This window comes from Streptomyces sp. NPDC057271 (assembly GCF_042668715.1).
Classification (GTDB): domain Bacteria; phylum Actinomycetota; class Actinomycetes; order Streptomycetales; family Streptomycetaceae; genus Streptomyces.
The window spans coordinates 1-12,526 of record NZ_JBHUYJ010000056.1; the positions used below are offsets into that span (position 1 = coordinate 1).

Here is a 12,526-nt window from a genome sequence, read left to right on the forward strand (position 1 = left end):
CGCCGGGGCCGTGGCGCGAGCGCCGGGGCCGTGGCGCGACCGCCGGGGCCGTGGCGCGACCGCCGGGGCCGTGGCGCGACCGCCGGGGCCCTTCTCGGGTCGGATCAGAACGCCTTCGTGCCCGCGGTGGTGAGGACCGCAAGCAGCGTACGCGCCTGCACGTTGACGTAACGGCTGTGTCCGGCGAGCCAGTTGAGCTGGCCCGGGGTCACCCAGTGGAAGCCGGGCGGTGCCTCGGCCGGCGTCGTCGCCTCGTCGGTCTCGACGAGCAGATAGCGGCTCTCGGCGTTGAGGAACCGGCCGCCCTCCTCCGAGTGGACCGTGGCGTAGCGGATCCGTTCGGGCGCGGCGTCCAGGATTACGTCGAGGAACGGCGGACGCTGCCCGGCCGGCAGGTGCGCGTAGTTCGACGGCACGCACTGCACGGTCGGCGCGAGCTCCACGGCGTCGAGGAATCCGCCCTCCACGCGCGCGTGCGCGAGGACGTGCGGGACGCCGTCGAACACGCGGCAGGCGAAGGCGACCAGACCGGGACCGACCGGCTCGATGATCGGCTGGGTCCAGCCGCGGACCTCGCGGCCGGCGCCCTCCACGGAGACCGCCACGACCCGGAAGAACCGGTCGTCCTCGCGGTGGATGGAGTGGGTGGTCCGCCGCCAGCCGGAGATCTCGCGCAGCGGCGTACGGCGGGCGTGGACGTCCTGGCGGGCCCGCTCGCCGGTGAACCAGGTGAGCAGCTCGCCGTCGGAGGACAGCGCGCCGTCCTCCTCCGGTGCCATGGGGGCGCTCGCGAGAACGGTGCGCGCGTCCATGTTCACCACGTTGTCCAGGGCGAGCAGCTCCACGATCTGGCCGAGGGTCAGCCAGGCGAAGTCGTCGTGGACGGGGACGGCGGTACCGGCGTCGACCTCGACGATCATGTTCCGGTTGCGCTTCCGGTAGAACCAGGCGCCGTGCTCGGACTGGAGGACGTCGGTGAGGACCCGGTCCCGGTCGGGCTCCAGGAAGTGCTCCAGGTACTTCACGGCCGCGCCGCCGTGGGCCTTGGTGTAGTTGCTGCGGGTGGCCTGCACGGTGGGCGAGAGCTGCACCAGATTGGGGTTGCCGGGCTCCATCTTGGCCTGCATGAGGAAGTGGAGGACCCCGTCGAACTCCTGGGCCAGGATGCCGAGGATGCCGATCTCCGGCTGGACGATGACCGGCTGCTGCCATGAGCCGTCGGGCCGGTCGACGCGCAGGCCCTCGACGGTGAAGAACGCTCCGCTGCTGTGGCGCAGGTTGCCGGTGTCCGGCGCGAAGGACCAGTTGTCGAGCCCGGCGAAGGGGATCCGCCGGATCTCGGTGCCGCAGGTGACCCGGTGGAAGTCGAGCCACTCCAGGATCTCGGCGGTCGTGCGGTGGGCGCCCCGCGTCGTCGCGGCCGAGCGGGCGAGCCGCTCGGTGGTCCCGGCACGCGAGCGCGGGACGAGTCGGGTCCGGGGACTCATGCCCGGCCCCCGCTCTCCTTGACCGGCTTCCACCACCGCGGGTTGTCCCGGTACCAGGCGACGGTCTCGGCGAGGCCGCGGTCGAAGGAGGTGAGGGGCCGGTGGCCGAGCTCCTTCTCGATCTTGGACTGGTCGAGGGCGTAGCGGCGGTCGTGTCCCTTGCGGTCGGTGACATGGTCGATCATGTCGACGTCCACCCCGCAGAGCTCGACGAGCCGGTGGGCGAGCGTCAGGTTCGGCACGGCCGATCCGGAGCCTATGTTGTACGCCTCGCCGGCCCGGCCGCCGGTCAGGACGCGCTGCACGGCACGGCAGTGGTCGTCGACGTGCAGCCACTCGCGGATCTGCTGCCCGTCCCCGTACACGGGGATACGACGGCCTTCGAGAAGGTTGGTGACCGCGAGCGGGATGAACTTCTCGGGGTGCTGGTACGGCCCGTAGTTGTTGGAGCAGCGGGTGACCGAGACGTTCAGCCGGTGGGTGCGGAAGTAGGCGAGCGCGATGAGGTCGGAGGAGGCCTTGGAGGCCGCGTACGGGGAGTTGGGGAGGAGCGGGGACTCCTCGGTCCAGAAACCCTCGTCGATGGAGCCGTACACCTCGTCCGTGGAGATGTGCACGACCCGCCCGACGCCGACCGCGAGGGCGGCCTCCATGACAGCCTGGGTGCCCTCCACGTTCGTGCGGACGAACGCGGCACCGCTCTCGATGGACCGGTCGACGTGGCTCTCGGCCGCGAAGTGGACCACCGCGTCCTGGCCTTCGAGCACGCTGTGGAGCAGGGCGCGGTCGAGGATGTCGCCCCGGACGAAGGTGAGCCGCGGGTGCGCGGCGGGGAGGTTCTCCCGGTTGCCGGCGTAGGTGAGTGCGTCGAGGACGGTGACGTGCGCGTCCTCGTATCCCGGGTATCCCCCGTCGAGCATGGTCCGTACATAGTGGGAGCCGATGAATCCGGCGCCGCCGGTGACGAGGATTCTCATGAGATCACGTCGCAGTCGGAGTTCCACGGTCGAGACATGTTCCTGTGCCCTTTGCGGTGAGGAGATGAGGTGCCGTGCGATGGGGCGTCTTTCAGATGGCCGGTTCGACGGGTGAACGGCCGACGTAGGCCGCCAGGTGTTCACCGGTGAGTGTGGGGCGGCCGGCGATCAGCTCGGCCGGGGTGCCTTCGAAGACGATCCGGCCGCCGTCCTGGCCGGCGCCGGGGCCGACGTCGACGATCCAGTCGGCGTGTGCCATCACGGCCTGGTGGTGCTCGACGACGATGACGGACCTTCCCGCGTCCACGAGCCGGTCGAAGAGCCGGAGCAGCCGTTCCACGTCGGCGAGGTGGAGTCCGGAGGTCGGCTCGTCCAGGACGATCACCCCGCCCTTCTCGCCCAGGTGCGTGGCGAGCTTCAGCCGCTGGCGCTCACCGCCGGAGAGGGTGGTGAGCGGCCGGCCGAGGGAGAGGTGGTCGAGGCCGACGTCGGAGAGGCGCCGCAGGACACGGTGGGCGGCGGGGACGCGGGTGTCGCCCGCGCCGAAGAACTCCAGGGCCTGGTGGACCGGCATCGCGAGCACCTCGCTGATGTCGAGGCCGCCGAAGAGGTGCTCCAGGACGGAGTTGTCGAAGCGCCGCCCCTCGCAGTCCTCGCAGGTGGTGGCGGTCTGGGCCATCATCGCGAGGTCGGTGTGGAGGACGCCGGCACCGTTGCAGGTGGGGCAGGCGCCCTCGGAGTTGGCGCTGAAGAGCCCCGGCCGCACGCCGTTGGCCTTGGCGAAGGCCGTACGGATCGGGTCGAGGAGGCCGGTGTACGTGGCGGGGTTGCTGCGCCGGGAGCCCTTGATCGGCGACTGGTCGACGGCCACCACGCCGTCCCGGCGCGCCACCGAACCGTGGACGAGGGAGCTCTTGCCGGAGCCGGCGACGCCGGTGACGACGCAGAGTACGCCGAGCGGAAGGTCGACGTCGACGTCCTGGAGGTTGTGTGTGGCGGCGCCGCGGATCTCCAGGTACCCCGTGGGCTCGCGTACGGTCGCCTTCGGGCGGATCCGGTTGCCGAGGCAGCGGCCGGTGGGGGTGCCGCTCGCGCGGAGTCCGTCGAGGGTGCCCTCGTACAGCACCCGGCCGCCGTCGGCGCCGGCGCCCGGGCCGAGGTCGACGACGTGGTCGGCGAGGGCGATGGCCTCCGGCTTGTGCTCGACGACGAGGACGGTGTTGCCCTTGTCGCGCAGCCGGAGCAGCAGTTCGTTCATGCCGGCGATGTCGTGCGGGTGGAGGCCGGTGGTCGGCTCGTCGAAGACGTACGTGGTGTCGGTGAGCGCGGAGCCGAGATGACGGATCATCTTGACGCGCTGGCCCTCGCCGCCGGACAGGGTGCCGACGGGCCGCTCCAGGGAGAGGTAGCCGAGTCCGATCTCCACGATCGACTCCAGTGTGTGGAGCAGGGAGGCGAGCAGCGGCGTGACCGAGGGGTCGTCGAGGCCGCGCACCCAGGTGGCGAGGTCCCTGATCTCCATCGCGCAGGCGTCGGCCATCGAGATCCCGTGGATCTTCGAGGACCTGGCCTCGGCGGAGAGCCGGGTGCCCGCGCAGTCGGGGCAGGTGGTGAAGGCGACGGCCCGGTCGACGAAGGCCCGGATGTGCGGCTGGAGCGACTCCCGGTCCTTGGACAGCATCGACTTCCGGAGCTTCGGGAGGAGGCCCTCGTAGGTGAGGTTGACCCCGTCGACCTTCACCTTGCGGGGCTCGCCGTGGAGGAACTCGCGCATCTCCCGCTCGGAGAAGTCGCGGATGGGCTTGCGCGGGTCGAGGACGCCGGACTCGGCGTAGACGCGGGTGGTCCAGAAGCTGTCCTGCCGCCAGCCGGGGATGGTGAACGCCCCGTCGCCGATGGCGCGCGTGTCGTCGTACAGCTGGGCGAGATCGATGTCGGAGACGGTGCCGCGGCCTTCGCAGCGGGGGCACATCCCGCCGTGGTAGACGGCCTTGCGGACGACGATCCGCTTGCCGCCGGCCTTGTCGACGTTCATGGCGCCGCTCGCCGTGCGGCGCGGGACGTTGAAGGCGAAGGCACTGGGCGGGCCGACGTGGGGGGTGCCGAGCCGGCTGAAGAGCACGCGCAGCATGGCGTTGGCGTCGGTGACCGTGCCGACGGTGGAGCGGGGGTCGGAGCCCAGGCGCCGCTGGTCGACGACGATCGCGGTGGTCAGGCCTTCGAGGAGGTCGACGTCGGGGCGGGGAGGCGTTGGCATGAAGCCCTGGACGAAGGCGCTGTACGTCTCGTCGACCAGTCGCCGTGACTCGGCGGCGATCGTGCCGAACACCAGGGAGCTCTTGCCGGATCCGGAGACGCCGGTGAAGACCGTCAGCCGGTGCTTGGGGATCTCGACGTCGACGTCCTTGAGGTTGTTGACGCGCGCGCCGTGCACCCGGATCCGGTCGTGACGGTGGACGGAGGCGGATTCCTGGCTCATGGGTCTCCCTGGCTGAGGACCGGGCCGTGGTCGCCCGGCCCGTCCGGAGAGGGTGCCGTGACGGGCTCGGCGCCCGCTCGCAAACGGCTTGAGCCCCGCTCGGGGAAATGGCCGAGTGGGGCTCAAGTGGGATTCAAGTCGGCCGCGAGACGGACGTGAGGAGGCCGGGAGCCGGAATCGCGAAGGTTTTGCGAAGAATCGAGAAGGTTTTCGCCTCAGCTGTCCTGAAGGAGTCCGAGAACGTTGCCGTCGATGTCCGTGACGGTCGCGACAAGGCGCCCGCCGCCGACGTCGGCGACCGGGTTCTGGACGGCGGCACCCGCCGCGGTCACCTCAGCGAGCTTCGCCTCGATGTCCGGCACATGCCAGTACGCGACCGGTGCAGACATGCCCTGGGTACCGGCGCCCGGCACCAGACCGATGTGCTGACCTGCGATGTCGTAGCCGACGTAGAAGTCGGAGACGGTCTGCGGTTCGGTGCCGAGCAGGGCGGTGTACACCCCCCTGGCCGCCGCGAGGTCCTTGACGGGATGCAGGACGGTCTTGATCGCCTGCACGGAAGATTCGGCCGTGCTCATTCGGTTACTCCTGGGGTCGGGATCTCCTCTTCGCATGTTAAGTAGGTGCGCCGACGCGGCGCTTCTCTGATCGTGCTCGATTCCGGTGGGATTCCAGCCGCCGTTGACTGGAAATGGAGGTCCGGTTGTCAGGCTGCGAGCGCGCTGTATTCAGAAGGGGAATCACGTGAAGAAGCTCGCATTGGTCACCACGGTGATCGTGACCGGTCTGGTGAGCCCGGCCCTCACTCCGGTCGCGGCGGCGGAGACCGCCGTCACGCAGACCGCCGGCACCCTCGCATGGGCTCCGTGCACGGAGAACGACCCGGTACTCGGCCCCATGCTCAAGGGCCTGGACTGCGGCACGCTCGAGGTGCCGCTCGACTACGACGATCCCGCGGGACAGAAGATCAAGCTCGCGCTGACCCGTGCCAGGCACACGGTCGCCGAGGCCGACTACAAGGGCGTCGTCATCCTCAACCGCGGCCAGTGGCCCGGAGGCATCGGCCGTGACCTTCCCACGCGTTACGCGAAGGGCACCACAGGTCTCGCCTCCGACGTCGGCGGCGCCTACGACTGGATCGGCTTCGACCCGCGCGGTGTGGGCGCCAGCGAGCCGGCCGTCGTCTGCGACCCCTCTTACATCAACCCGGGCCACGCCCAGCCCGACCCGGTGCCGACCTCCTCGGCCGCCGAGCAGGCATGGGTGAACCGCGCCAAGGCGTACGCCGAGAGCTGCGGCCAGCAGTACGGCGACGTGCTCAAGCACCTGACCACCAAGGACGCGGCGCGCGACCTGGACCAGATGCGCATCGCTCTCGGCCAGGAGAAGATCACCTTCTTCGGCACCGACTGGGGCACCTACCTCGGCTCGGTCTACGCCACCCTGTACCCGAACCGGGTCAAGCGGCTGCTCCTGGACAGCGTCGCCAGCCCGACCGGTGTCGGCTTCCTGAACCAGTTCGGCAAGAACTTCACGTCGGAGCAGAACGCCGACCTGTTCTTCGCCTGGGTCGCCAAGTACGACAGCGTCTACCACCTGGGCACGACCGCCGCCCAGGTCGAAGCCAAGTACTACGAGGGCCAGGACAAGCTCCGTGCCGCGCCCGTCGACGGCGAGATAGGCCCGGCCGAGTGGGCCGACGTCTTCGAGCCGGTCGTCTACCGGCACTGGATCTGGATGAACCGCGCGAAGATCCTCTCCGACTTCGTCGTCGACGACGACCCGACGTCGCTGAAGGCGAACTACTCGGACCCGGGCTTCCCGCACCAGAACCGCCACACCATGACCAACGCGGTCAACTGCACCGACGGCCCCTGGCCGAAGGGCTGGAACTCCTACAGCGTGGCCTACTCGTCCCAGTACGCCCTCGGCGTCAAGTTCCTGACCTGGACCAACGCCTGGTACACCGCGCCCTGCGCCTTCTGGCCGGTGCCGTCCCAGACGCCCGTTCAGGTCGGTAACAGCGACGTGGAAGTCCTCATCGTCCAGCCGCAGTTCGACGCCGCGCACGGCCTCATCGGCGCCTACCAGACGCGCGCGCTCTTCCCGAACTCCCGGCTCATCCTGGAGAAGGGCGGCCACAGCGTCGGCGCGGCCCTCTCCGCGAACAACAACACCTGCCTGAACACCCACGTCAGCAACTTCCTGCGGGACGGCACCCGGCCGGCCGCCGGGTGGGGCACCGACGCGACCTGCGCGGCGGCTCCGGACCCGGTGCCCACCGCCTGACCGGAACCCGGGCGAGGCGTCCGGCGGCCGACGGGGCATCGCCACCCGTCGGCCGCCGGGGTCTTCGTGCGGTGGCCTCAGCGGCCGACGGACGCGCCGGCCCGGTGGGCCGCCGCGCGATGAGCCAGGACCAGGTCCTCCAGGGTGCGCACCAGGTCGCCCGGCGCCGGCGTCTCGAGAACCTCCCGCTGCAGCCGCCGCGCGCCGGCCCGGAACGTCTCGTCCTCCAGCAGCCGCAGCAGCGCCTCGCGTACCGCGGGACCGTCGGCGTCCGAGGGCCGCATGGTGAGCCCCGCGCCCGTCCGCTCCAGGCACCGGAGCTTCAGCGGCGCGTCGAACGCCCGGCTGACGAGCAGTTGCGGCACCCCGGACCGCAGCGTGCAGCCGAACGACCAGGTCCCACCGTGGTGCACCATCGCCGAGCAGCTCGGCAGCACCTCCGCGAGCGGTACGGACTCCACGAGACGGGTGTTGGCCGGGACGCGGCTTAACTCCTCCTGGGACTGCCGGGGCAGCGAGAGCACCAGCTCGATGTCCAGGTCACCCACCGAGTCGAGGATGTCCTGGATCCGTTCGACCGACAGCAGCTGGCGCGCCGACCGGTCGTCGGCGTTGTCGCCGAAGGTCATCAGGACACGCGGCGCACGCGGTGGCTCCGCGGCCCAACGGGGCATGACGGTGGGTCCGTTGTAGGGGACGAACTGCACCGGGATCGTCGTCGGCCGCGGATCGGGCCGGAACGCGGCGGGGAGCGGGTCGATCGTGAACTGCCCGTTCACCAGGTCCTCGGAGAACTCGCCGCCGTACTTCTCCACCCAGTCCGTCAGCCACTCCTGGAGGGGGTCGGCCCGGTCGTGCTCCGGCTGCCGCGCCTTGGCGTGCAGGAAGTCCTCCCGCATCCGGGTGTAGACGTCGACCGAATACAGCACCCGGGCGTGGGCCGCGCCCACGGCGGCGGCGGCGATCGCGCCGGCGAAGGCCTTCGCACCCCACAGCACCAGGTCGGGCTTCCACTCCAGGGCCAGCTCGACCAGGTCCTCCATCATGGAGTCGTTCGACCTGCGGGCCTGCGGCAGCACCAGGTCGTCGAAGACCCGTGTGACCTGCTCCCAGCCCAGCCGCTCGCGGTCGGGCCGTACGTCGAAGAGCGGGTCGAGGCCTCCCGCCCCGCCGGGCCCGCGCCCCGGCACCGGCGGGGCCGCCCTGCGTTCCCGTTGCTGGCGCCGGTCGCCGGCCTCCTGCTCCCGCGCGGTCTCGCCGGGCCCCACGCCCACCCCCGTGAGGCCGGCGCCGGTCACGGCGTCGAGAAGATTGGGCCACCCGGCCACCCGTACCTCGTGCCCGGCGGTCTGCAGGGACCAGGCGAGCGGCACCAGGTTGAAGAGATGGCTCCTGAACGGGAACGGGACGATGAGAACGCGCACGACGGATTCCTTCGGTCAGGGGAAGCGGGGCGAGGGGCGCCCCGCGTGTCGTCCCTTCCATCCTGATCATGCGTCGGGTACGGCACTTCTCCGAGTTTGCTGGCCGGCGCCGGTTGCGGCCGTGACCACGAGCGTGGTGACGACGACCGCGAGGACGGCCGGCAAGGGACCCGCCAGATCGCTCAGCGCGCCCATGACCAGGATCGACACGGCCACACCCGAGGGCAGCAGCGTCGCCCGCAGCGTCACCACCGAGGACAGCTCCTCGTCCGATACGGCCGCGAGGACCCGGTTGTTGTAGTGCACGAAGGCAAGCTCGAAGAGCACGAGGAAGACCGCGTACAGCGCCAGCGTGGGGACGGTGCTCGCCGCCAGCACCGCCGCGAGCAGGGGCGCCATCGGCAGCACCAGCCACACGGTCGAGGGCACGTGGTCCAGATACCGCTGGGCCGGCAGGGCGGCGAGGGAACCGGCGAAGACCGCGACGGCCGAGACCGCGACGAACACCCCGACGAGCCGGGTGTCGCCGTCGAGGAGACGCAGCGGGATCACGGTGACGGCCACGGTGTGGAAACCCTGCCAGAACGCCACCAGAAGGAAGCGGACGAACAGGCGGCGGACCACCGGGTCCTCCACCCGCAGCCGCGCCCCGGTCCCGGACTTCTCCGGTGACGCGGTGCTCTCCGCCGCCGCCCTGGCCACGGACGGCAGCGCCCAGGCGAGGAGCGCGGAGAGCGCGAGCGTCGCCGCGTTCAGCGCGATCAGTCCGCGCGGCGAGAGCACCGAGGAGGCCGGCCCGGCGAGCGCGGCACCCACGCTGAGTCCGGTCAGCTTTCCGATCTCGGCGAAGGTGTTGGCCCGGTCGAGCCGCTCCTTCGGCACCGTGCCGCGCAGCACCACCAAGGTGGCCGAGCGGGTCACCGCCTCGAAGAAGCCTCGGGCGACGACCAGGCAGGTGGCGGCCGCGAGCAGCGCGCCGCCGGGCACGGCCAGGGCCGCCGCCGTGAGCAGCAGGCTCGCCGCCTCTGCGATGCGGACGAGCCGCTCCGGCGCGCGGCCGGCGAGCAGCCGGTTGAGCGGCGCGGCGAGCAGCAGCGCCGGCAGCCAGGGGGCGCTCAGGACGACGCCGGCCAGCAGTCCCGAGCCGGTGACGGAGCCGATGTGGGTGGACAGGCTCACAAGGAGCAGAAAACTCCCGGATGTGTTGACGAAAAGTAGGACGGGAATGCATCGAGGTGATCGCGCATATGCGCGGGAAAATGTCATGAGGGGTCCTCCAGAGGCTGGAGGATGGCAGAGGCGAAAGGATTTCGGCGAGCGGGTCTGGTGTCTATCTTTGAACATATGACAACAGCCGCCCAGGACCTTCCTGGTACCCCGTGCATCGTGATGGTCGACGCCTACGCGGGCGTCCGTTCACTCGTTCTCGAATTCCTTCGGCAAGGATGTTCCGTCGTCCGCGTCCAGAGCACGCGCGATACCCCGTACGTCTACCGGTCCGCTCCTTATGTCCCCGAGGACTTCATCGCCGACATCACCCACGAAGGCGATGTCGCCGCCACCGCGAAGGCGGTCGCGGAGTTCGCGCCGGTCGGCGTCGTCTCCGGAGGCGAGATCGGCGTCGAACTCGCCGACCTGCTCGCGGAGCGGCTCGGACTGCCCGGCAACGGCACCGCCCTCAGCGCGGCCCGCCGCGACAAGCACCTCATGATCGAGACGGTCCGCGCCGCCGGACTGCGGGCCGCCCGCCAGCTGTTCGCCACCGATGCCGAGGAGCTGACCGCCTGGCACCGCGACCTCGGCGGCCGGGTCGTCGTGAAGCCGCCGCGCGGCGCCGGCAGCCAGGGCGTCACCTTCTGCGACACCCCCGAGGAGTCGGTCGCCGCCTTCCGCCTGCTCGCCGACGCCGACGACGTCTTCTCCCAGCCCAACAACGGGGCCGTCGTGCAGGAGTACCTCGCCGGCACCGAGTACATGGTCAACACGGTCAGCCGGGACGGCCGCCATCACGTGTGCGACGTCTGGCGCACCGATCGCGCCAGCCGCAACGGGGTCGTCGACCTCTGTGACGCGCTCCGCCTCATCGACTCCGGCAGCCGGGTCGTCGCACCCCTCACCGACTACGCCTTCCGCGTCCTCGACGCCCTCGGCATCCGGCACGGCCCCGCCCACCTGGAGATCCGGATGACCCCGGCCGGGCCGTGTCTGGTGGAGGTCGGCGCCCGGATCGCGGGCGGCGGCATCCCCGCCACCGCGGGCCTCGGTATCGGCGAGTCCCAGCTGGAGTGGACCGTCGACGCCCTCCTGCGGCCCGAGCGCTTCCACGAGCGGGCCGGCGCCCCGTACGAGATCCGCCGGTACGCCGCCATCTACGGCATGGTCTCGCCCGTCGAGGGCGTGCTCCGCGCGTACCGGGGGATCGAGCAGATCGAGCGTCTGGAGGGCCTCCACACCCTGACGCCCCTGGTCCAGCCGGGCCAGGGGATCCGGCGGACCGTCGACGACCTCACGTACCCGGTCATCGTGACGCTGCTGCACGAGCTCGACGAGGTCGTGCGGCGTGACCTCAACACCATCCGGCACGTCGACGGCACCGGGTTCTACGCCGTCGACGGGGCGGCGACCGACTCCTGAGGAGCGTTCGACCGCCGCCCCGCCGCAGTCGAACGTCACACCGGGGCGGCGGCCGGTTCCATACGCGTCCAGGCCGGGCGCGGCACCCGGTACACGAAGCTGACGGCCGTCCGCGGCTCCGAGGCCGTCGTGTTGGGCGCCGAGCGGTGCAGCACCATGCCGTCGAACATCACGGCCGAGCCCGGCTCCAGCGGCATCGCGACCGGATCGGCCGTGCGCGGCAGGTGCTCGTCCGCCACGTGCGGCTCCACCGCGCGCCGCAGAGGCGCCTCTCCCGGCAGCCGCTCCCGGTCCCCGGTGTGCGGGAACAGCCCGAGGAGATGCGAGCCCGGCAGGAACTCCAGACAGCCGTTGGACGGGATGGCCCGCTCCAGGGCGATCCAGATCGTCACGATGCCGTACTCCCCGGCGGCGAACCCGGGCGGCGCGAACGCCATGTCCTGGTGCCAGGGCTTCGCCGAGCCCACCGCGGGCGGCTTCGCCCACAGGAACGCGTTGACCAGCGCGCCCGCCGTGCCCGAGGCCGCCCGTACCGGTCCCTCGGCCAGGCCGAGGGACCGCTGCACGGCGTCGAACGCCGGCTCGTGCACATGGATGCGGTCCACCGACCGCAGCACGCCGGGCAGCGCGCCCGCCCCCTGCTGCCAGGCCGCCCAGCCGCCGATGCCCGGCGCCTCCAGGACGAAGTCCCCACTGGAGGCCGAGCGGTCGCGGGCCGACTCCTCAAGACGTCCCGCCGCGCTCCGCAGCTCGGCCAGCTCCGCCCCGCCGACCAGCCCGGGCAGCCGTACGACCCCGTTCTCCCGCATCTCGCGGGAATAGGTGTCCGCCATTCTTCCTCCCTTTCTCCGGTTCGGATGACCGCGAACCTACTCGGACGATTCGGACGGCGTTCGTGTTCAACCGCTGACATTCCGCGGCTGTTGCCGCCCGCTTCTGCGTCCGCCTAAGGTCCTGGGGTGTGAGGTCGACCAGACCCACGAATTCTCGGAAGGAAGGAGTGACCCATGAGCGACCGTGACTTCATCGAGACCCGTGACGCGCAGCAGGAGACCAGCAAGTGGTAATTCACTGACCCGGTGAATTACACATGCATGACGCGTACCGCGCCAGCCCCCCAGCAACCCCCTTCCTCCGGGCGGACACCCCTCCCAGAGAGAGCTGAACGGTAGGAAATCACACCTCCCCCCCCCCCCACACCCCCCCCCCACCGCTTCTGGCCCCCCACTCCGCTCA

General features: G+C 71.0%; 9 protein-coding genes. 2 read left to right on the forward strand and 7 right to left on the reverse strand.

Annotated features, from left to right (window positions below):
- Positions 1 to 104 precede the first annotated feature (104 nt).
- The 4 genes from ACFUJR_RS23985 to ACFUJR_RS24000 all read right to left on the reverse strand — a co-directional run bounded on the left by ACFUJR_RS23985 (position 105) and on the right by ACFUJR_RS24000 (position 5,521).
- On the reverse strand, positions 105 to 1,487 hold the full coding sequence (locus ACFUJR_RS23985; protein WP_383178751.1) for an NDP-hexose 2,3-dehydratase family protein: 1,383 nt from the start codon (positions 1,485 to 1,487) through the stop codon (positions 105 to 107).
- Positions 1,484 to 2,464, reverse strand: a complete 981-nt coding sequence (rfbB, locus tag ACFUJR_RS23990; protein WP_383178749.1) for a dTDP-glucose 4,6-dehydratase — start codon at positions 2,462 to 2,464, stop codon at positions 1,484 to 1,486. The genes ACFUJR_RS23985 and rfbB overlap by 4 nt, the downstream gene beginning before the upstream one ends.
- A gap of 91 nt (positions 2,465 to 2,555) precedes the next feature.
- Entirely contained in the window at positions 2,556 to 4,943 is a 2,388-nt protein-coding gene (locus ACFUJR_RS23995; RefSeq protein ID WP_383178746.1) for an ATP-binding cassette domain-containing protein, read from the reverse strand.
- Positions 4,944 to 5,158: 215 nt separating this feature from the next.
- On the reverse strand, positions 5,159 to 5,521 hold the full coding sequence (locus tag ACFUJR_RS24000; protein WP_383178744.1) for a VOC family protein: 363 nt from the start codon (positions 5,519 to 5,521) through the stop codon (positions 5,159 to 5,161).
- A 166-nt stretch (positions 5,522 to 5,687) separates the two neighbouring features.
- On the opposite strand from ACFUJR_RS24000, the gene ACFUJR_RS24005 reads away from it, so the two are divergent.
- Positions 5,688 to 7,232 carry an alpha/beta fold hydrolase gene (locus ACFUJR_RS24005; protein WP_383178741.1) on the forward strand — a complete coding sequence of 515 codons (1,545 nt, stop codon included), beginning with the start codon at positions 5,688 to 5,690 and terminating at the stop codon, positions 7,230 to 7,232.
- Between the two features lie 77 nt (positions 7,233 to 7,309).
- On the opposite strand, the gene ACFUJR_RS24010 is transcribed toward ACFUJR_RS24005, so the two are convergent.
- Both ACFUJR_RS24010 and ACFUJR_RS24015 read right to left on the reverse strand, forming a co-directional pair.
- Positions 7,310 to 8,656 (reverse strand): nucleotide disphospho-sugar-binding domain-containing protein, encoded by a 1,347-nt coding sequence (locus ACFUJR_RS24010; RefSeq protein WP_383450699.1) that lies wholly within the window; start codon positions 8,654 to 8,656, stop codon positions 7,310 to 7,312.
- 66 nt (positions 8,657 to 8,722) lie between these two features.
- Positions 8,723 to 10,000 (reverse strand): MFS transporter, encoded by a 1,278-nt coding sequence (locus tag ACFUJR_RS24015; protein ID WP_383450702.1) that lies wholly within the window; start codon positions 9,998 to 10,000, stop codon positions 8,723 to 8,725.
- On the opposite strand from ACFUJR_RS24015, the gene ACFUJR_RS24020 reads away from it, so the two are divergent.
- Positions 10,001 to 11,290, forward strand: a complete 1,290-nt coding sequence (locus tag ACFUJR_RS24020; RefSeq protein ID WP_383170548.1) for an ATP-grasp domain-containing protein — start codon at positions 10,001 to 10,003, stop codon at positions 11,288 to 11,290.
- Between the two features lie 35 nt (positions 11,291 to 11,325).
- Here ACFUJR_RS24020 and ACFUJR_RS24025 read toward each other — a convergent pair whose 3' ends face one another.
- The gene (locus tag ACFUJR_RS24025; protein WP_383170546.1) at positions 11,326 to 12,123 is read right to left on the reverse strand and encodes a phytanoyl-CoA dioxygenase family protein; all 798 of its coding nucleotides are present in this window, start codon (positions 12,121 to 12,123) and stop codon (positions 11,326 to 11,328) included.
- Positions 12,124 to 12,526 lie beyond the last annotated feature (403 nt).

Bases quoted from the DNA above. Each gene is read 5' to 3' on its own strand.
- ACFUJR_RS24000 (WP_383178744.1), bottom strand. From the start codon at position 5,521: ATGAGCACGGCCGAATCTTCCGTGCAGGCGATCAAGACCGTCCTGCAT.
- rfbB (WP_383178749.1), bottom strand. From the start codon at position 2,464: ATGAGAATCCTCGTCACCGGCGGCGCCGGATTCATCGGCTCCCACTAT.
- ACFUJR_RS24020 (WP_383170548.1), top strand. From the start codon at position 10,001: ATGACAACAGCCGCCCAGGACCTTCCTGGTACCCCGTGCATCGTGATG.
- ACFUJR_RS23985 (WP_383178751.1), bottom strand. From the start codon at position 1,487: ATGAGTCCCCGGACCCGACTCGTCCCGCGCTCGCGTGCCGGGACCACC.
- ACFUJR_RS23995 (WP_383178746.1), bottom strand. From the start codon at position 4,943: ATGAGCCAGGAATCCGCCTCCGTCCACCGTCACGACCGGATCCGGGTG.
- ACFUJR_RS24025 (WP_383170546.1), bottom strand. From the start codon at position 12,123: ATGGCGGACACCTATTCCCGCGAGATGCGGGAGAACGGGGTCGTACGG.
- ACFUJR_RS24015 (WP_383450702.1), bottom strand. From the start codon at position 10,000: ATGTTCAAAGATAGACACCAGACCCGCTCGCCGAAATCCTTTCGCCTC.